We start from the raw sequence: 18,541 nt of genomic DNA on the forward strand, positions 1-18,541 counted from the left end.
TCATTCACATCCCGTCACATTTTCCAGATCGGCAGTTTGACATTTTTTAATTTAAGCCTAAACTATTCTTCCATGAACATCCTATGCATCGGCGGCGGTCCGTCCGGCCTCTACTTCGCACTGCTGATGAAGCAGCAAGACCCGCAGCACCGCATCACCGTGGTGGAACGCAACCGACCGTTCGACACCTTCGGCTGGGGCGTGGTGCTGTCCGACCAGACGCTGGGCAACCTGCACGCGGCCGACGCGGTCTCGGCCCAGCTGATCGGCGACGCCTTCAACCACTGGGACGACATCGAGGTGTTTTTCAAGGGCCGCAGCGTGCGCTCGGGCGGCCACGGCTTTTGCGGCATCGGGCGCAAGCGGCTGCTCAACATCCTGCAGGAGCGCTGCCTGGCGCTGGGCGTGGAGCTGGTGTTCGAAACCGATGTCACCGACGACCAGGCGCTGGCACGGCAGTACCAGGCCGACCTGGTGATTGCCAGCGACGGACTGAACAGCCGCGTGCGCACGCGCTACGCCGACACCTACCAGCCCGACATCGACACGCGCCAGTGCCGCTTTGTGTGGCTCGGCACGAAAAAAACTTTTGATGCCTTCACATTCGCCTTCGAGCAGACCGAGCACGGCTGGTTCCAGGCCCACGCCTACAAGTTCGACGACAGCACCTCCACCTTCATCGTGGAAACCCCCGAAGCGGTCTGGAAGGCGCACGGGCTGGACACGATGCCGCAAGAAGAGGCGATTGCGTTCTGCCAGCGGCTGTTCGCCAAGTACCTGGACGGCCACGCGCTGGTGAGCAACGCCACGCACCTGCGCGGCTCGGCCATCTGGATCCGTTTTCCGCGCGTGGTGTGCGAGCACTGGGTGCATTGGGTACAACAGCCGGACGGCGGCACACCGGTGCCGGTGGTACTGATGGGCGACGCCGCGCACACCGCGCATTTCTCGATCGGCAGCGGCACCAAGCTGGCGCTGGAGGACGCGATCGACCTGGCGCACGAGTTCAGCACGCACGCCGGCGCGTTCGCCACCCACCAGGATCTGGCAGTGGTCCTGCAAGGCTACGAGGCACGGCGCAGCGTCGAGGTGCTCAAGATCCAGAACGCCGCGCGCAACTCGACCGAGTGGTTCGAGAACGTGGACCGCTACACGGGCATGGAAATCGAGCAGTTCGCCTACTCGCTGCTCACGCGCTCGCAGCGCATCAGCCACGAGAACCTGCGCCTGCGCGATGCGAAATGGCTCGAAGGCTACGAGGCCTGGCTGTCGGGCAACAAGCCGGTACCACCGATGCTGCTGCCGCTCAAGGTGCGCGAACTGGAACTGAAAAACCGCATCGTGTGCTCGCCCATGGCCATGTACAGCGCGGTGGACGGCGTGCCGCAGGACTTCCACCTCGTGCACCTGGGCGCGCGCGCGCTGGGCGGGGCCGGCCTGGTGTTTGTCGAGATGACCAGCCCGACGCCCGAGGGCCGCATCACGCCCGGCTGCACCGGTCTGTGGAACGACATGCAAGAGGCCGCGTTCAAGCGCATCGTCGATTTCGTGCACGGCCAGAGCAGTGCCAAAATCGGCATGCAGCTCGGCCACAGCGGTCCCAAGGGCTCCACACAGCTGGGCTGGCAGACCACCGACGAGCCGCTGCCCGCGCCTGGAGGGCGCCCCGATGCGGCGCCGAACTGGCCGCTGCTGGGCGCCAGCGCCGTGCCCTATGGCGCGCAGAACCAGACGCCGCACGCCATGACGCGCGCCGACATGGAGCTGCTCACCCGGCAGTTTGTCGACAGCACGCGGCGCGCGGTTGCGGCCGGCTTCGACTGGCTGGAGCTGCACTGCGCGCACGGCTATTTGCTCTCGTGCTTCATCACGCCGCTGACGAACCGGCGCAGCGACGAGTACGGCGGCAGCCTGGAAAACCGTTGCCGCTACCCACTTGAAGTATTCCGTGCCATGCGCGAGGCGTGGCCTGCGCACCTGCCCATGAGTGTGCGCATCTCGGCGCACGACTGGGTGCCGGGCGGCATCACGGGCGACGACGCGGTGCAAATCGCGCGCCTGTTCAATGCGACGGGCTGCGACTTCATCGACGTGTCCTCGGGCCAGACCACGCGCGCGGCCAAACCGGTGTACGGGCGCATGTACCAGACCCCGTTTGCCGATCGGATCCGCAACGAAGTGGGCATCCAGACCATTGCGGTCGGCGCCATCACCGAGGCCGACCACGCCAACAGCATCATCGCGGCCGGCCGCGCCGACCTGTGCGCGATTGCACGCCCGCACCTGGCAGACCCGGCCTGGACGCTGCATGAGGCCGCCAGGCTGCAAAGCCGCGCGGTCGACTGGCCCAAGCAGTACCTGAGCGGGCGCGACCAGTTGTACCGCGAAGCTCTCAAGCAAAAACAGGCTGCAGCCCTTGAAGTGCATTGACTTATAGCTATTGAATTAATAGCAATTGAACTGAAAGACTGAATCATGGACCTCGAAGCACGCGCCCACAGTGAACACCCTGAAGCGCTGCGCCTGTGGCTGCGCCTGTTGACCTGCACGCAGCTGATCGAAAAGCAGGTGCGCAGCGGCCTGCGCGAGCAGTTCGACACCACCCTGCCCCGCTTCGACCTGATGGCGCAGCTCGAGCGCACGGAGGGCGGCATGAAGATGAACGAGCTGTCGCGCCGCATGATGGTTACGGGCGGCAACGTCACCGGCATCACTGACCAGCTGGTGGCCGAGGGCCTGGTGGAGCGGCTCGAGGTGGCCGGCGACCGCCGCGCCTTCCTGGTGCGCATGACGCCCAAGGGCCGCAAACAGTTCCACGAGATGGCGCAGCGGCACGAGGGCTGGATCGTGGACGCTTTCGCGAGCCTGGGCGCCAAAGAAATCGCCACGCTGCACAAGCTGCTGGGCAAGGTCAAGGACCACGTCAGTACCGATTTTCTGGAGATCACATGAAACACTACATCGGCGCGGGCAACCCCATGCGCGCCCAGTTCAACCCGCTGGCCCACTACGCGGCCCGGCACTTTGCCTGGCAGTTCGACGCCGGCGTCGGCACGCTCACCTTGAACCGGCCCGAGCGCAAGAATCCGCTGACGTTTGACTCCTACGCCGAGCTGCGCGACCTGTTTCTGGCGCTCAAGCACGCGACCGACCTGAAGGCGGTCGTCGTCACCGGCGCGGGCGGCAACTTCTGCTCGGGCGGCGACGTGCACGAGATCATCGGCCCGCTCACCAAGATGAGCATGCCCGAGCTGCTGGAGTTCACGCGCATGACGGGCGATCTGGTCAAGGCCATGCGCAACTGCCCGCAGCCGGTGATCGGCGCGATCGACGGCATCTGCGCCGGCGCGGGCGCCATGATGGCGCTGGCCTGCGACCTGCGCTACGGCACGGCGCAGGCCAAAACCGCCTTCCTGTTCACGCGCGTCGGCCTGGCCGGTGCCGACATGGGCGCCTGCGCCCTGCTGCCGCGCGTGATCGGCCAGGGCCGCGCCAGCGAACTGCTGTTCACGGGCCGCGCCATGACGGCCGCCGAAGGATTGGCCTGGGGCTTCTTCAACGCGCTGCACGCCCCAAGCGATCTGCTGGCCCAGGCGCAGGCCATGGCTTTGGAGCTGGCACAGGGGCCGACCTTTGCCCACGGCATGACCAAGACCATGCTGCAGCAGGAATGGGCCATGACGATCGAGCAGGCGATCGAGGCCGAGGCCCAGGCCCAAGCGATCTGCATGCAGACACACGACTTCCGGCGCGCCTACGAGGCGTTTGCGGCGAAGCAAAAACCCGTGTTCGGCGGAGACTGAAGAATGCGCTCCCCCACACAACACCTGGCGCTGCCGTTTTTCGACGAAGCGCACCGCGCGCTGGGCGAGCGCCTGGCCGACTGGGCGCCACAGCAGAGCGTTGACGAGTCGGACGACCGGCGCGCCTGCAAGGAATGGGTCGCCCTGCTCGGCACGCACGGCTGGCTGCGCTACTGCGTACCGGCCGAGCACGGCGGCGCGCTGGAGCGGCTCGACTCGCGCGCGCTGGTGATCTTGCGCGAGACGCTGGCCTTCCACTCACCGCTGGCCGACTTTGCCTTTGCCATGCAGGGCCTGGGCAGCGGCGCCATCACGCTGGCGGGCACGCCCGCGCAGCAGGCGGCCTATCTGCCCGCGGTGGCCCGGGGCGCCAAGATTGCCGCTTTTGCGCTGAGCGAGCCCGATGCCGGCTCGGACGCGGGCGCTATGAAAACAGAAGCTACTCGCGCAGACCCGGCAAGGGCTACAGGCACATTTGATGCCTATACCCTGAACGGCACCAAGACCTGGATCAGCAATGGCGGCATCGCCGACTTCTACTGCGTCTTCGCCAAGACCGATGTGGCGGCCGGCACGCGCGGCATCACCGCCTTCATCGTCGATGCCGCCACCGGGGGGCTGGACACGTCGGAGCACATCGCCGTCATGGCGCCGCATCCGCTGGCCACGCTCAAGTTCGATCAGTGCACCATTCCCGCGAGCGCGCAGCTCGGCGCCCTGAATGGCGGCTTCAAGCTCGCCATGCAAACGCTGGACATCTTCCGCGCGTCCGTGGCGGGCGCCGCGCTGGGCATGGCGCGGCGCGCGCTGGCTGAGGCCGTGTCGCACGCCAAGCAACGCCGGATGTTCGGCCAGACGCTGGCCGACTTCCAGCTCACGCAGGCCAGGCTTGGCGAGATGGCGGCGCTGGTCGATGCGGCAGCGCTGTTGACCTACCGCGCCGCCTGGCTGCGCGACGAGGGCGAAAAGCATGGCGGCGTGCGCGTCACGACGGAAGCCGCCATGGCCAAGATGACGGCGACCGAGAATGCCCAGCGCGTGATCGACATGGCGCTGCAGCTGCACGGCGGCCTGGGCGTAAAGGTTGGCATGAAGGTGGAGAGTCTGTACCGCGACATCCGCTCGCTGCGCATCTACGAAGGCGCCACCGAGGTGCAGCAGCTGATCATCGGCAAATCTGTTCTACAGGGGTAAATCATGTCTGTTCACCTGACGCAAAGTGTCAGCGCCCAATCCGACCGCTTCGTGCACGACCAGCTGCCGCCACCGGCGCAGTGGCCCGAGCTGCGCTACGACCTGCCCGAGCTGCAGCTGCCCGACCAGCTCAACCTGGTGGAAGAGCTGCTCGACAAGGCAGCCGGCAAAAGCTGGGCGCACCGGCCCCTGCTGCGCTCGCCCCCCACCACGTTCAGCTACGCCGAGGTACGGGGGCGCGTGGACCGCATTGCCCGGGTGCTGACCGAGGACCTGGGCCTGGTTCCGGGCAACCGCGTCTTGCTGCGCGGCGGCAACTCCATCGGCATGGCGCTGGCGTGGCTGGCCGTGGTCAAGGCCGGGCTGATCGCAGTGGCCACCATGCCGCTGCTGCGCGCGAAGGAGCTGGGCGCCGTCATCGACAAGGCCCAGCCCAGCGTGGCGTTGTGCGACGCCAAACTGCTGGACGAATTGCAAATGGCACAGCAGCAGCATCCGGTGCTGCGCAGCATCGTGAAGTTCAATGCGCCCGATGATCCGCAGGACCTGGGCGCTCTGTGCGCCGCCAAGCCCGGCCATTTCCCGCCCTGCCCCACGGCCGCCGACGACATTGCCGTCCTGGCCTTCACCTCGGGCACCACGGGCAAACCCAAGGCGGCGGTGCACACGCACCGCGACATCCTGGCGGCCTGTGAGGCGTGGCCGCGCCATGTGCTCAAGGCCGGTCCCACCGACATTGTGGTGGGCTCGCCGCCGCTGGCCTTCACGTTCGGGCTCGGCGGGCTGCTGGTGTTCCCGATGTGGGCCGGCGCTTCCGTGTATTTCCCCAATATCGCCTACACGCCCGAAGGCATGGTCAAGCTCATCAACGAGGTGGGCGCCACCATCTGCTACACCGCGCCGACGTTCTACCGGCAGATGGCGCCCTACGCCAGGCAGCACGGCCTGCCCAGGCTGCATACCTGCACGAGCGCCGGCGAAGCCCTGCCGGACGCCACGCGCCAACTCTGGAAGGAGGCGACCGGCATCGAGATACTGGACGGCATCGGCGCCACCGAGATGTTTCACATCTTCATCTCCAGCGCCGGGGCCGAGGTGCGCCGCGGCGCCATCGGCAAGGTGGTGCCGGGCTATCGCGCCAAAGTGGTGGATGACAACGGCCGGGAAGTGCCGCGCGGCACCATCGGCAAGCTCGCGGTGATGGGCCCGACGGGTTGCAGGTACATGGGCGACGCGCGCCAGAGCAACTACGTCAGGGACGGCTGGAACTACCCGGGCGACGCCTTTATTCAGGATGCCGATGGCTACTTCTTCTACCAGTCGCGTGACGACGACATGATCATCACCGCGGGCTACAACGTCGGTGGCCCCGAGGTGGAAGATGCGCTGCTGAAACACCCCGCGGTGGCCGAATGCGCGGTGATCGGCAAGCCCGACCTCGAGCGCGGCATGGTGGTCAAGGCTTTTTGTGTGCTAAAGCCCGGCCAGACGGGTGACGCCGCGCTGGTCAAGGCGCTGCAGGACCATGTCAAGGCCGAGATTGCGCCGTATAAATACCCGCGCGAGATCGAGTTCGTGGCCAGCCTGCCGCGCACCGAGACCGGCAAGCTGCAGCGCTTCAAGCTGCGCCAGGCCTGAGCGCCGGCCTGCGCCAGCGACCATGGACGAATTAGGAAATCCAATGAGAACACTTTTGCAGCCACCCGGATGGACCGCCCCCAAAGGGTACGCAAACGGCATCGCCGCGCGCGGCACCCAGGTTTTCGTGGGCGGCCAGATCGGCTGGAACGCACAGCAGCAGTTCGAGTCGGATGACTTTATCGCCCAGACCGCACAGACCCTGCGCAATATCGTGGCCGTGCTGAAAGAAGCCGGTGCCGGACCCCAGCACATGGTGCGCATGACCTGGTACATCCTGGACCGGGTGGAATACAACAGCCGCCTACCCGAACTAGGCGTGGTTTACCGCGAGGTGCTGGGCCGCAACTTCCCGGCCATGACCTGCGTGCAGGTGGCCGCACTGATGGAAGCGCGCGCCAAGGTCGAGATCGAGGTGACGGCCGTGCTGCCGGATTGAAACCGGATCAGCTGCTGCGCGCCAGCAGCGGACCCACCACGCGCTGCAGCCGCTGCGCCGTCCACTCGGGTGGATCGGCGTCCCAGCCGTTGTCGGCCAGCCGGCCGGCACGGTCGATGACGAAGCTCACAGGCAGGCGCCAGATACGGCCATAGGCCGGGACCCAGGGACTCTCCAGCAGCCCCACCGGAAAGCTCAGGCTGGCCGCGACCGTGCGCACCTTGGGCAGATTCTGGGCCTCGTCCAGGCTGAAACCCAGCACCTGCAGGCCTTGCGGCGCATGACGTGCGGCGTAGGCCGAGAGTAGGGGCAGCTCCTCGCGGCAGGGCACGCACCAGGTGGCCCAGAAGGTGGCGATCACCACCTGCCCGAGCAGGTCGCGCGTGGCAATGCTGCGCCCGTCCAGCGTGTGCAGCACCAGGGGCGGTGCCGGCTGGCCGGTCTTCAGGTCGTTCGCGCGTGCCGGCGGCGCGCACAGGGCGCCAGCACCTGCGATACCGATCGCGGCGGCACCGCGCAGCAGGGCCCGGCGCTGCGCATCGGGTGACGGATCGGACCGGTGCGCGGCGGCACGTGGGGAGCGGAATTCGCGAGCCATTTCAGTGATGGAAGGGAGCAGATCGTGATTGTCGCCGGGACCGCTGCCGCCCGCCTGGCGTGTACCGAAGTTCATGTTCAGAAGGAATGGCTAAGCCCGACCGTGGCCGCCCAGCGCGGAAACAGCTGGTAGCCCTCGAGCCGGCTGAATACCGGCAACTGCACAAAGCCATAGAGCTGTGTGTTCCTTGCGACGGCCACGGTGACGCCCGGGCTCAGATAGGCCACGGTGCCCGCCGTGTCCGCGGTATCGGCCAGCGCGCCCTGGTCATGGCTCTTGTGCGTGAGGTTGACCTGCAGTTGCGGCACGATATCCGGGTTGGCCTCGTAGCGCAGGCCGAAGCTCACGCTGGCCAGGTTCCCGGGCCGGTAGTCGGCGCCGGCCTGGTCGAGACGCTGCGTCACCGCGGCCTGGAACTGGCCGTTCACGAAGGCGTCGAAATTCTGGCTCACCGGCTGGTAATAATAGGCGCCCACAATCATGTCGGTGCTGCCGGTGCCGGCCTGCAGGCTGGTGTCGAGCAGGCTGCCGGTGCCGGGACCCGAAGCAAAGGCGACAGGGTTGCGCCCGACGGTGCCCGTGCCGGCGGCGGTGGGTCCGCCATAGTTGCCCGTGGGCAGTTTCACACCGAGCTGAAACCCGAGGTTGTGCGTCGGCAGCAGACCCTGGTAGCTGGTGATGAATTTGATGTCGCCCAGGCTGGAGACGGTGGCACCGCTGAGCTCGCCCAAACTGAGCGGGTTGCTCGCGGAGCCGAAAGTCGTGTGGCTGCGGTCGATGTACGGCACCATGAGCTTGAAATTCCAGTCCGCGCTAGGCGCGTAGCCGAGGCCCAGAGTGACGTAGCGGTTGACGGTGCCGCTCTCCACCTCCTGGTCGCCGCCGGCGTTGTTGATCGCAGCCACCTGCGCGGGAGAAATGCTGTTCGCGCCGAGGCGAAGCTGGTTCTGGTTGAGATAATCGTATTGCAGGCTGATCATCCAGCCGGTAGAGGCCGAATAACCCATGGCGGCATCGGGGGACAGGGAACAGCCGCAGGTGGCGCAGGCAAAAACGGCGCTGACAGGCACAGTGGTCAGCAGCGCGACAAGAATTGAATAAGGTTTTTTCATCGGTATCTCGCAAGCGCGGAGCGTTGCCCCTACGCGAAAAATCAAGATGTTGGGGGCCACTGAAGCGGCCGGGCTGAATCTCCCGTGCGGACCACAAGCGCAGCGGGAAGCAGATCTGTTGCAGGCGTCAGAAAAAGTCGGGCGGTGCGCGCGGGTTGCGCAGCATCCAGCCCGGTGCCGGACGAGGAGGTCGATGCGTGTCAGCGACAAGCTGCGCTAGCGTGCCCAATGGGACGTCAACAACCGGAGTCGCTGAAGGCGCAGGGGCCCAGCCGACGTGGCACAGAATGCAGAGCGGGCAGTCACTGCCGGTAGATTCGTCTTGTTGCGGCGTTCCCGGCGCGCCCTTCAAATGAATCGACTTTTCACCGTGCGATGTGCAGATCTGCTGCCAGGGTGACGAGGACGGCAGCAGCCCACTGAGAGTGCGCAATGCCGCTGGCGCCAGTGTCAGCCATGCGATGGACGCAACGACGAACCATCTGGTCAGCGGTTGCGTCACGCGTTTGAGCATGCGGGGATTGTAGGGTCGCCGACGACGCGAAGGCCGGCTTTTAAAAGTAAAACGCCCACTAAAAGTGGGCGTTTTACTGTCAGCGAAGATCGCTGTTTTTTGGTTGCGCGAGCAAGATTTGAACTTGCGACCTTTGGGTTATGAGCCCAACGAGCTACCAGGCTGCTCCATCGCGCGGTAAGATAATTATTATACCCTATTAAGCCTTCGCGGCGTCGGAAGAATCCACCTCGGCCGGGCGGTCAACCAGTTCGACCAGGGCCATGGGGGCGTTGTCGCCCACGCGAAAGCCCATTTTCAGAATGCGGGTGTAGCCGCCAGGGCGCGCCTTGAAGCGCGGGCCGAGCTCGGCAAACAGCTTGACGACGCTATCGCGATCGCGCAGGCGGTCGAACGCCAGGCGCTTGTTGGCCAGCGTGGGCTCTTTGCTCAGGGTGATCATGGGCTCGACCACACGGCGCAATTCCTTGGCCTTGGGCAGCGTGGTCTTGATGACCTCGTGCTCGATGAGCGAGTTCATCATGTTGCGCAGCATGGCGAGACGGTGCTCGCTGGTGCGGTTCAGTTTACGGAGTCCGTGTCCGTGGCGCATGGTGCTTTCCTTTCCTTATAAAACGGGCAGCCGTATCAGGTACTGCCCGGTGCACTGGCCCCGCCATTTGGGGCCCCTAAAAAAATCAGCGTTTATCCAGACCCGCCGGCGGCCAGCTTTCCAGCTTCATGCCAAGTGTCAAACCGCGCGAGGCCAGAACTTCCTTGATCTCGTTGAGCGATTTACGGCCCAGATTCGGCGTCTTGAGCAGCTCGTTTTCGGTGCGCTGGATCAAATCGCCGATATAGTAAATGTTTTCGGCCTTCAGGCAGTTGGCGGAACGCACCGTCAACTCCAGCTCGTCGACCGGACGCAGCAGGATTGGGTCGAACTGCTGTGAACTGCGCGGCGTCGGCGTGTCGAACATGGCCAGCTCACCGCCTTCAAGCTGCGCGAACACGGCCAGTTGTTCCACCAGGATCTTGGCCGAGGCGCGAACCGCATCTTCAGCCGAGATGGCACCATTGGTTTCAATTTCCAGCACGAGCTTGTCGAGGTCCGTGCGCTGCTCGACACGGGCACTCTCCACAATGTAGCTGACGCGCTTGACCGGAGAAAATGACGCGTCCAGAACAATCCGGCCGATGGACTTTGCGGGCTCGTCGCCATACCGGCGCATGTTGCCCGGAACGTAGCCACGGCCTTTTTCAATCTTGATCTGCATGTCCAGCTTGCCGCCTTGCGACAGCGTGGCAATGACATGATTCGGATTGATGATTTCGACATCGTGCGGGGTCTGGATGTCCGCCGCCGTCACGAGGCCTTCGCCATCTTTGCGCAGGCTCAGCGTGACTTCATCGCGATTGTGCAGTTTGAACACCACGCCCTTGAGATTCAGCAGGATATTGACGACGTCTTCCTGGACGCCATCGATGGACGAATACTCGTGAAGCACGCCGGCAATGGTGACTTCGGTCGCAGCGTGACCCACCATGGACGACAACAACACGCGGCGCAGGGCGTTGCCCAGGGTGTGGCCATAGCCGCGCTCGAAAGGCTCCAGTGTGACTTTGGCCCGGTTGAGCCCGAGTTGCTCCACGTTGATTGTTTTTGGTTTTAGCAGATTGGTTTGCATGCAGACTTCCTCTCAATACCCCCGGCTCGTTACACCGGTAAGGCTGGTGAAGCGCCTGATTCGCAGCACCCGGCGAGTCAGGAACGAAAACGATTGAAAACTAATGCGATCAGCGTGAGTACAACTCGACAATCAACGACTCGTTGACATCGGCGGCAAACTCATCGCGATCAGGTACCTTCTTGAAGGTGCCTTCGCCCTTGTCGGCGTTGACATCGACCCACGCGGGAATACCCACCTGTTGCGCCAATTGAAGGGCTTCGACGACACGGTTCTGCTTCTTGGACTTGTCGCGCACTGCAACAACATCGCCAGTCTTGACCATGTACGACGGAATGTTCACCGACTGGCCATTGACCGTGATGGCCTTGTGCGACACCAACTGGCGTGCTTCGGCGCGCGTGGAGCCGAAACCCATGCGATACACGACGTTATCCAGACGGCACTCCAGCAGGAACAGCAGATTGGCGCCGGTATTGCCCTTGCGGCGATCCGCCTCTTCGAAGTAGCGGCGGAACTGGCGCTCCAGCACGCCATACATGCGCTTGACTTTTTGTTTTTCGCGCAATTGCAGGCCGTAGTCGGACGTGCGGGCACCCGAGGTGCGCCCGTGCTGACCGGGCTTGGAGTCGAATTTCGCCTTGTCCCCGATGGCGCGGCGCGCGCTCTTGAGGAAAAGGTCCGTGCCTTCACGGCGGGAGAGTTTGGCCTTGGGGCCGAGATAGCGTGCCACTTGAACGTCCTTTATGTCATCTGCCGCAATGGATTGCGGGAGCCATCAAGCTGTCGCCGATGGCGGTGGGCTTGAAAAAAATTAGATACGACGGCGTTTTTGCGGGCGGCAGCCGTTATGCGGCACCGGCGTCACGTCGGCAATCGACGTAATGCGGATACCCAGCGCTGCGAGCGCACGAACCGAGGATTCACGGCCTGGGCCCGGACCCTTGATCTCTACATCAAGGTTCTTGATCCCCTGCTCGAGCGCAGCGCGTCCGGCCACTTCCGACGCCACCTGTGCAGCGAAAGGCGTGGATTTGCGCGAGCCCTTGAATCCCTGGCCACCCGACGACGCCCATGAAAGGGCGTTGCCTTGACGGTCAGTGATCGTGATGATGGTGTTGTTGAACGACGCGTGAACGTGTGCAACGCCGTCCGACACATTCTTGCGGACTTTTTTGCGCACACGTTGTGCGGCGTTATTGGCGGGAGCCTTGGCCATAGTGATCTCTCAATCCCAATTATTTCTTCAATGCCGCTGCTGCTTTGCGCGGGCCCTTGCGAGTACGTGCATTCGTGCGCGTACGCTGACCACGCATCGGCAACCCACGACGGTGGCGGAAACCGCGATAGCAGCCAATGTCCATCAATCGCTTGATGTTCATGGTGGTTTCGCGGCGCAGATCGCCCTCGATGGTGAGTTGCGCGACCTGATCGCGGATTTTCTCAAGGTCGCCATCCGTCAGATCCTTGACCTTTTTGGAATAGGCGATCTCACAAGCTTCGCAAATCTTGCGAGCGCGGGTGCGACCAATGCCAAAAATGGCGGTCAAGCCGATTTCAGCGTGCTGATGCGGCGGAATATTAATACCAGCGATACGTGCCATGTTCGTCCTCTAAAACTCTTTAATCAACCTTGGCGCTGCTTGTGCCGCGGATCGGTGCAGATCACGCGAACCACGCCTTTACGGCGGATGATTTTGCAGTTGCGGCAAATTTTTTTGACCGAAGCCGAAACTTTCATTTCATTCTCCTAAAACTTTTCCGTCCAGCCCCGGCCTATTTAGCCCGGAACACAATGCGAGCCCGCGATAAATCGTAGGGCGTCAACTCAACCGTGACTTTATCCCCCGGCAAAATCCGGATGTAGTGCATCCGCATTTTTCCCGAGATGTGGCCCAACACGATATGGCCGTTTTCCAGCTTCACACGAAACGTTGCATTGGGCAGGTTTTCAACCACTTCCCCCTGCATCTGGATGACATCGTCTTTTGACATTCCGTTTAACCGCCCAGTGAAGTCTTGAAGTTCGCCTTCTTCAACAGCGACTCATACTGCTGGGACATCATGTAGTTCTGCACCTGGGCCATGAAGTCCATGGTGACCACCACAATAATCAGCAAGGAGGTGCCGCCAAAGTAAAACGGCACGTTGTATTTCAATACCAGAAACTCGGGCAGCAGACACACGATGGTGATATAGATCGCCCCCACCAGCGTCAGGCGTACCAGGATTTTGTCGATATAGCGCGCCGATTGCTCGCCCGGCCGGATACCCGGAATAAATGCCCCGCTCTTCTTCAGGTTGTCGGCCGTTTCGCGGCTATTGAACACGAGTGCCGTGTAGAAGAAGCAGAAAAATATGATGGCGCCCGCATACAGCATGACATAGATTGGTTGCCCGGGAGTAAGGGCTCCGGCGATGTCCTTCAGCCAGCGCATCGAATCACCGGTGCTGAACCAGCTCACCACAGTCGCGGGCAGCAGGATGATGGAGGACGCGAAGATCGGCGGAATGACACCCGACATGTTCAGCTTCAGCGGCAGATGCGACGACTGCCCCCCATAAACCTTGTTTCCTACCTGCCGGCGCGCGTAGTTCACCAGAATCTTGCGCTGGCCCCGCTCGACGAACACCACAAAGTAGGTCACCAACCCAACCAGGGCCACGATGAACAGGGCAACCAAAATGCTCATCGCGCCGGTACGAACCAGTTCCAGCAAGCCACCGATGGCGCCCGGCAACCCGGCCGCAATCCCGGCGAAAATCAGCAGCGAGATGCCGTTCCCGAGACCGCGCTCGGTGATCTGCTCACCCAGCCACATCAGGAACATGGTGCCAGCGGTCAGGCTGACAACGGCGGTCAGGCGGAAACCCATGCCAGGCGCCATCACCAGACCCGGAGAGCTCTCCAGCGCCACGGAAATGCCAAGCGACTGGAACAGGCCCAGGCCCAGCGTCCCGTAGCGCGTGTACTGGGTGATCTTGCGTTGGCCCGATTCGCCTTCCTTTTTCATCTGCTCGAAGGTCGGCACCACGTAGGTCATCAACTGCATGATGATCGACGCCGAGATGTACGGCATGATCCCCAGCGCAAATACGCTGAAACGGGAAAGAGCGCCACCCGAGAACATGTTGAACAGGTTCAGAATGCCGTTTTCCTGACCCTTGAACAACTGCTGAAGCTGAGCCGGGTCGATGCCGGGCACCGGAATGTAGGAGCCCACGCGATACACCACGAGCGCGAGCAGCAAAAAGACCAGACGGCGACGCAGGTCGCCGAATTTCCCGGTTTTTGCAATTTTTGCGCTGCTAGTTGCCACTGATGTTCTCTTTCAAGCGTGAGCTCAGGCGACGCTGCCGCCGGCCGCTTCGATCGCAGCCTTGGCGCCCGCAGTGGCACCGATCCCGTTGAGCTTGACAGCCTTGCCGATCGAGCCCGACTTGATCACCTTGACCACCTTGATCAACTCACCCACGAGGCCCGCCTGCTTCAGGGACAGCAGGTCCACTTCGGCGGCGCCCAGGCGCTCGAGCGCACTGAGAGTGATCTGGGCATTGAATTGCAAAAGCTGGGATTTGAAGCCGCGTTTCGGCAAGCGGCGTTGCAGCGGCATCTGGCCGCCTTCAAAACCCACCTTGTGATAACCACCGGCACGCGACTTCTGACCCTTGTGGCCACGACCCGCGGTCTTGCCCAGACCCGATCCAATCCCCCGTCCCACACGCCGCTTGGCGTGCTTTGCGCCCTCTGCGGGCTTGATGCCATTGAGTTCCATCGTCTTGCCCTTCAGAGCACTTTGACCAGATAACTGATCTTGTTAATCATGCCGCGAACTTCGGGCGTGTCCTGCAACTCGCTCGTGCTGTTGACCTTGCGCAGACCCAGGCCGCGCACTGTGGCGCGGTGCGACTCCTTGCAACCGATCGGGCTGCGCACCAGCTGGACCTTGACTGTTTGTAGCGTTGTCATAGTGAAACTCCCGGTTAAGCGAAGAGTTCTTCGACGGTCTTGCCGCGCTTGGCCGCCACGTCCGACGCAGTGGTGGAGTGGGCGAGCGCATCCAGCGTGGCGCGAACCATGTTGTAGGGATTGGACGAGCCATGGCTTTTGGCCACGATGTCGGTGACACCCATGACCTCGAACACGGCGCGCATCGGGCCGCCCGCGATGATGCCGGTACCCTTGGGGGCCGGCGCCATCATCACGTTTGCGGCGCCATGGTGGCCGTTCACCTTGTGGTGAATCGTGCCATTGCGCAGCGACACCTTGGTCAGGTTGCGGCGCGCTTCTTCCATGGCCTTTTGCACGGCAGCCGGCACTTCTTTTGACTTGCCCTTGCCCATGCCAACGCGGCCATCGCCATCGCCCACCACCGTCAACGCAGCAAAACCGAGAATACGACCGCCCTTGACCACCTTGGTCACGCGATTGATCGCGATCATCTTTTCACGCAGGCCGTCTTCGGGGCCGTCATTTTGACCCTTACCCTGCATTCTTGCTTGAACTTTAGCCATTTTTAATTCCGATCCGCTTAGAACTGCAAGCCGGCTTCACGCGCCGCGTCAGCCAACGCCTTGACCCGGCCGTGGTATGCAAACCCGGCGCGGTCAAAGGCTACTTTTTCAACACCGGCCGCCTTGGCCTTCTCTGCAATCAGCTTGCCGATGGTCTGGGCCGCAGCCGCATTGCCACCTTTGCCGGCGCCGCCGAGGGATTTGCGAACTTCGGCCTGCGCCGTCGATGCGGTCGCCAGAACCTTGGTGCCGTCGCCGGAAATGACGCTGGCATAGATGTGCAGGTTGGTGCGGTTCACCGTCAAACGTGCCACGCCCTGGGCTGCAATACGAATCCGGGTCTGGCGGGACCGGCGAAGACGCTGCTCTTTTTTGGTCAACATGTTGCAGCTCCTTATTTCTTCTTGGTTTCTTTGATCGTGATCTTCTCATCCGCATAACGGATGCCCTTGCCCTTGTAGGGCTCGGGCGGACGAATCGCACGAATCTCGGCAGCCACCTGCCCGACGCGCTGACGGTCGGCACCCTTGATCACGATTTCCGTGGGAGTCGGCGTCGCCACCGTGGTGCCGGCCGGCATGTCCTTGTTCACCGGATGGGAAAAACCCACCGACAGGTTCAGCTTGGCGCCTTGCGCCTGGGCCTTGAAGCCAACGCCCACAAGACTGAGTTTCTTCTCGAAACCCTTGGTCACGCCAACCACCATGTTGTTCACGAGCTGGCGCATGGTGCCGCTCATGGCATTCGCTTCACGCGAGTCGTTCGCCGGGGCAAAAGTCAGTTTGCCCGCGTCGCTTGCGATCCTGACCAGCGCGTTCTGGGCCAGCAGCAAAGTGCCGCCCGTGCCCTTGACACTGATCTGGTCTTCCTTGATCGATACATCCACACCTGCGGGGACGATCACCGGCATTTTTCCTACACGAGACATTTCAGTTTCTCCTCAATGCCGCGATTAAGCTACGTAGCACAGCACTTCGCCACCGATACCGGTCGCGCGCGCCTTGCGGTCGGTCATCACACCTTGCGGCGTGGTGACTATCGCCACGCCCAGGCCGTTCATGACCTGTGGAATGGCGTCGTGGCCCTTGTAGACACGCAAGCCGGGGCGGCTGACGCGCTCGATACGCTCGATCACGGGGCGACCGGCGTAATACTTCAGGGCGATTTCAAGTTCGCTCTTGCCGGCTTCGGTTTTCACCTGGAAGCCGTCGATGTAGCCTTCGTCTTTCAAGACCTGCGCAATGGCCACCTTCACCTTGGAAGAGGGCACCGACACGGTGACTTTGGCCACCATTTGTGCATTGCGGATGCGGGTCAGCAGATCGGCAATGGGATCACTCATGCTCATGTTTAATCTCCTGCCTTGCTTACCAGCTCGCCTTGACGATACCGGGGATATCGCCAGCGAAAGCCATTTCACGGATCTTGGCGCGAGCCAGACCGAATTGGCGGAATGTTCCACGCGGACGCCCCGTGATCGCGCAGCGGTTGCGCTGACGTGTCGGGTTCGCGTTACGCGGGAGTTTTTGCAGACCCAGACGGGCCGCCGCGCGCTCTTCGTCGCTGCGCTTGGCGTCGTTGGAGATAGCCTTCAGTTCCGCGTGTTTCTTCGCGTACTTGGCGACCAGTTTGTCTCGCTTGAGCTCGCGCTCGATCAAAGCCATTTTAGCCACACGTCACCTCAGTTCTTGAACGGGAAACGGAAGCCCGCGAGCAGTGCCTTGCACTCTTCGTCGTTCTTGGCCGTCGTGGTGATGCTGATATTGAGACCGCGCAAGGCATCGACCTTGTCGTACTCGATCTCAGGGAAAATAATCTGCTCTTTAACGCCGATGTTGTAGTTGCCACGGCCGTCGAACGCGCGCCCGGAAATGCCGCGGAAGTCGCGCACGCGCGGCAGGGCCACGGTGACGAAACGGTCCAGGAACTCATACATCTGCACGCCGCGCAGCGTGACCATGCAGCCGATGGCCTGGCCTTCGCGGATCTTGAAACCCGCGATTGCCTTCTTGGCCACGGTCACCACGGGCTTTTGACCCGCAATCTTGGACAGGTCGCTGACGGCGCTGTCCATGACCTTTTTGTCGGAGACCGCCTCGCTCACGCCCATGTTGAGCGTAATCTTGGTCAGACGCGGCACCTGCATGGGCGAGGTGTAGCCAAATTTGGCCATCAGCTCGGGGGCCACTTTTTCGCGGTAATGTTGTTGGAGTCGTGCCATGGTCATGCCACCTTGATTTCTTCGCCGCTGGACTTGTAAACGCGCACGCGTTTGCCGTCGGCCTGCAGCTTGATGCCCACACGATCCGCCTTGCCCGTGCCGGCATTGAAAATGGCCACATTGGACTGGTGAATCGGCATTACCTTTTCAACAATGCCGCCCGTCGTTCCCTTGAGGGGATTAGGCTTGGTGTGTTTTTTCACCAGGTTGATGCCCTCGACCAGCAGATGGGAATCATCCTTGCGCAGCGATACCGTGCCACGCTTGCCTTTATCGCGCCCCGTGAGCACGATGACCTGGTCGCCTTTGCGAATCTTGTTCATGGCGGGTCCTTACAGAACTTCAGGAGCCAGGGACACGATCTTCATGAACTTCTCGGTGCGCAATTCACGCGTCACCGGACCGAAGATGCGGGTGCCAATGGGCTCCAGCTTGTTGTTCAGCAACACAGCCGCGTTGCCATCGAATTTGACCAGGGAGCCGTCGCTGCGACGAATACCCTTGGCCGTACGCACCACCACCGCGCTGTACACCTCGCCTTTTTTGACGCGGCCGCGCGGAGCAGCTTCTTTAATGCTCACCTTGATGATGTCGCCAACGCTGGCATAGCGACGCTTGGACCCGCCCAGCACCTTGATGCACAGGACGGATTTCGCGCCGGTATTGTCGGCAACTTCTAACCGTGATTCAGTCTGGATCATTTCATTATTCCCAACTTGCACCAGGGGTCTTTGACAGCCAAAAACACCCCGATCAGTCTTGGGCCCGTCGTTCGCACCATGAACCACTCACGGCGCTTATGCTGGGCAGAAGCTTCGCCTTTTCAAGCGAAGCCCACTA

The 18,541-nt window shown here is 62.5% G+C and carries 27 protein-coding genes and 1 tRNA gene; 6 read left to right on the forward strand and 22 right to left on the reverse strand.

Translation table 11 applies throughout. The features are described from left to right. The first annotated feature begins 72 nt into the window (after window positions 1-72). The 6 genes from EUB48_RS19350 to EUB48_RS19375 are packed head-to-tail and all read left to right on the forward strand — an operon-like array spanning window position 73 to window position 7,074. Window positions 73-2,430, forward strand: coding sequence for a bifunctional salicylyl-CoA 5-hydroxylase/oxidoreductase (locus EUB48_RS19350; RefSeq protein ID WP_142820715.1), 2,358 nt, complete (start codon window positions 73-75; stop codon window positions 2,428-2,430). A gap of 45 nt (window positions 2,431-2,475) precedes the next feature. After that, complete coding sequence (locus EUB48_RS19355; protein WP_142820716.1) at window positions 2,476-2,952, forward strand: MarR family winged helix-turn-helix transcriptional regulator; 477 nt, start codon at window positions 2,476-2,478, stop codon at window positions 2,950-2,952. Then, entirely contained in the window at window positions 2,949-3,803 is an 855-nt protein-coding gene (locus EUB48_RS19360; protein WP_142820717.1) for an enoyl-CoA hydratase family protein, read from the forward strand. Before EUB48_RS19355 ends, EUB48_RS19360 begins: the two co-directional genes overlap by 4 nt. Window positions 3,804-3,806: 3 nt before the next feature. Then, window positions 3,807-4,997, forward strand: a complete 1,191-nt coding sequence (locus EUB48_RS19365) for an acyl-CoA dehydrogenase family protein (RefSeq protein ID WP_142820718.1) — start codon at window positions 3,807-3,809, stop codon at window positions 4,995-4,997. A 3-nt stretch (window positions 4,998-5,000) separates the two neighbouring features. Next, window positions 5,001-6,635, forward strand: coding sequence for an AMP-binding protein (locus EUB48_RS19370; RefSeq protein ID WP_142820719.1), 1,635 nt, complete (start codon window positions 5,001-5,003; stop codon window positions 6,633-6,635). Between the two features lie 43 nt (window positions 6,636-6,678). Beyond that, a complete protein-coding gene (locus EUB48_RS19375) occupies window positions 6,679-7,074 on the forward strand; it encodes a RidA family protein (protein WP_142820720.1) in 396 nt (131 codons plus the stop codon). Window positions 7,075-7,081: 7 nt separating this feature from the next. Here EUB48_RS19375 and EUB48_RS19380 read toward each other — a convergent pair whose 3' ends face one another. The 22 genes from EUB48_RS19380 to rplN form a co-directional block, all read right to left on the reverse strand. Further along, window positions 7,082-7,672, reverse strand: a complete 591-nt coding sequence (locus tag EUB48_RS19380) for a TlpA disulfide reductase family protein (RefSeq protein WP_142821410.1) — start codon at window positions 7,670-7,672, stop codon at window positions 7,082-7,084. A gap of 77 nt (window positions 7,673-7,749) precedes the next feature. Next, complete coding sequence (locus EUB48_RS19385; RefSeq protein ID WP_210411662.1) at window positions 7,750-8,784, reverse strand: transporter; 1,035 nt, start codon at window positions 8,782-8,784, stop codon at window positions 7,750-7,752. Window positions 8,785-8,911: 127 nt separating this feature from the next. Next, the gene (locus tag EUB48_RS19390) at window positions 8,912-9,298 is read right to left on the reverse strand and encodes a DUF2946 domain-containing protein (RefSeq protein ID WP_142820722.1); all 387 of its coding nucleotides are present in this window, start codon (window positions 9,296-9,298) and stop codon (window positions 8,912-8,914) included. 100 nt (window positions 9,299-9,398) lie between these two features. Next, window positions 9,399-9,475, reverse strand: a tRNA-Met gene (locus EUB48_RS19395). A gap of 22 nt (window positions 9,476-9,497) precedes the next feature. After that, the gene (gene rplQ / locus EUB48_RS19400; RefSeq protein WP_142820723.1) at window positions 9,498-9,890 is read right to left on the reverse strand and encodes a 50S ribosomal protein L17; all 393 of its coding nucleotides are present in this window, start codon (window positions 9,888-9,890) and stop codon (window positions 9,498-9,500) included. An 85-nt stretch (window positions 9,891-9,975) separates the two neighbouring features. Continuing rightward, the gene (locus EUB48_RS19405) at window positions 9,976-10,965 is read right to left on the reverse strand and encodes a DNA-directed RNA polymerase subunit alpha (RefSeq protein ID WP_142820724.1); all 990 of its coding nucleotides are present in this window, start codon (window positions 10,963-10,965) and stop codon (window positions 9,976-9,978) included. A gap of 109 nt (window positions 10,966-11,074) precedes the next feature. Further along, window positions 11,075-11,698 carry a 30S ribosomal protein S4 gene (rpsD, locus tag EUB48_RS19410; RefSeq protein WP_077563628.1) on the reverse strand — a complete coding sequence of 208 codons (624 nt, stop codon included), beginning with the start codon at window positions 11,696-11,698 and terminating at the stop codon, window positions 11,075-11,077. A gap of 81 nt (window positions 11,699-11,779) precedes the next feature. Next, window positions 11,780-12,184 (reverse strand): 30S ribosomal protein S11, encoded by a 405-nt coding sequence (rpsK, locus tag EUB48_RS19415; protein WP_077563626.1) that lies wholly within the window; start codon window positions 12,182-12,184, stop codon window positions 11,780-11,782. Window positions 12,185-12,203: 19 nt separating this feature from the next. Further along, window positions 12,204-12,569 (reverse strand): 30S ribosomal protein S13, encoded by a 366-nt coding sequence (gene rpsM / locus EUB48_RS19420; protein ID WP_077563625.1) that lies wholly within the window; start codon window positions 12,567-12,569, stop codon window positions 12,204-12,206. Between the two features lie 23 nt (window positions 12,570-12,592). Then, window positions 12,593-12,706, reverse strand: coding sequence for a 50S ribosomal protein L36 (gene rpmJ, locus EUB48_RS19425; protein WP_012348927.1), 114 nt, complete (start codon window positions 12,704-12,706; stop codon window positions 12,593-12,595). Window positions 12,707-12,741: 35 nt separating this feature from the next. Then, window positions 12,742-12,960, reverse strand: coding sequence for a translation initiation factor IF-1 (gene infA / locus EUB48_RS19430; protein WP_077563621.1), 219 nt, complete (start codon window positions 12,958-12,960; stop codon window positions 12,742-12,744). Between the two features lie 5 nt (window positions 12,961-12,965). After that, the gene (gene secY / locus EUB48_RS19435; RefSeq protein ID WP_142820725.1) at window positions 12,966-14,285 is read right to left on the reverse strand and encodes a preprotein translocase subunit SecY; all 1,320 of its coding nucleotides are present in this window, start codon (window positions 14,283-14,285) and stop codon (window positions 12,966-12,968) included. Between the two features lie 24 nt (window positions 14,286-14,309). Then, on the reverse strand, window positions 14,310-14,741 hold the full coding sequence (gene rplO / locus EUB48_RS19440; protein WP_142820726.1) for a 50S ribosomal protein L15: 432 nt from the start codon (window positions 14,739-14,741) through the stop codon (window positions 14,310-14,312). Between the two features lie 11 nt (window positions 14,742-14,752). After that, window positions 14,753-14,935 carry a 50S ribosomal protein L30 gene (rpmD, locus tag EUB48_RS19445; RefSeq protein WP_142820727.1) on the reverse strand — a complete coding sequence of 61 codons (183 nt, stop codon included), beginning with the start codon at window positions 14,933-14,935 and terminating at the stop codon, window positions 14,753-14,755. 14 nt (window positions 14,936-14,949) lie between these two features. Beyond that, window positions 14,950-15,480, reverse strand: a complete 531-nt coding sequence (gene rpsE / locus EUB48_RS19450) for a 30S ribosomal protein S5 (protein WP_077563613.1) — start codon at window positions 15,478-15,480, stop codon at window positions 14,950-14,952. Between the two features lie 17 nt (window positions 15,481-15,497). Continuing rightward, window positions 15,498-15,863, reverse strand: coding sequence for a 50S ribosomal protein L18 (gene rplR / locus EUB48_RS19455; RefSeq protein ID WP_142820728.1), 366 nt, complete (start codon window positions 15,861-15,863; stop codon window positions 15,498-15,500). A gap of 11 nt (window positions 15,864-15,874) precedes the next feature. Next, window positions 15,875-16,408: a 50S ribosomal protein L6 gene (rplF, locus tag EUB48_RS19460; protein WP_142820729.1), complete on the reverse strand. Its 534-nt coding sequence runs from the start codon at window positions 16,406-16,408 to the stop codon at window positions 15,875-15,877. A 24-nt stretch (window positions 16,409-16,432) separates the two neighbouring features. After that, window positions 16,433-16,828 (reverse strand): 30S ribosomal protein S8, encoded by a 396-nt coding sequence (gene rpsH / locus EUB48_RS19465; RefSeq protein ID WP_077563607.1) that lies wholly within the window; start codon window positions 16,826-16,828, stop codon window positions 16,433-16,435. A 19-nt stretch (window positions 16,829-16,847) separates the two neighbouring features. Continuing rightward, window positions 16,848-17,153: a 30S ribosomal protein S14 gene (gene rpsN, locus EUB48_RS19470; protein WP_077563606.1), complete on the reverse strand. Its 306-nt coding sequence runs from the start codon at window positions 17,151-17,153 to the stop codon at window positions 16,848-16,850. Between the two features lie 8 nt (window positions 17,154-17,161). Next, a complete protein-coding gene (rplE, locus tag EUB48_RS19475; RefSeq protein WP_077564180.1) occupies window positions 17,162-17,701 on the reverse strand; it encodes a 50S ribosomal protein L5 in 540 nt (179 codons plus the stop codon). A 2-nt stretch (window positions 17,702-17,703) separates the two neighbouring features. Then, window positions 17,704-18,024, reverse strand: a complete 321-nt coding sequence (gene rplX, locus EUB48_RS19480) for a 50S ribosomal protein L24 (protein ID WP_142820730.1) — start codon at window positions 18,022-18,024, stop codon at window positions 17,704-17,706. A 9-nt stretch (window positions 18,025-18,033) separates the two neighbouring features. Next, complete coding sequence (rplN, locus tag EUB48_RS19485) at window positions 18,034-18,402, reverse strand: 50S ribosomal protein L14 (protein ID WP_048438475.1); 369 nt, start codon at window positions 18,400-18,402, stop codon at window positions 18,034-18,036. Window positions 18,403-18,541 lie beyond the last annotated feature (139 nt).

Origin of the sequence: Rhodoferax sediminis (assembly GCF_006970865.1) — a bacterium.
GTDB classification, from domain to species: domain Bacteria; phylum Pseudomonadota; class Gammaproteobacteria; order Burkholderiales; family Burkholderiaceae_C; genus Rhodoferax_A; species Rhodoferax_A sediminis.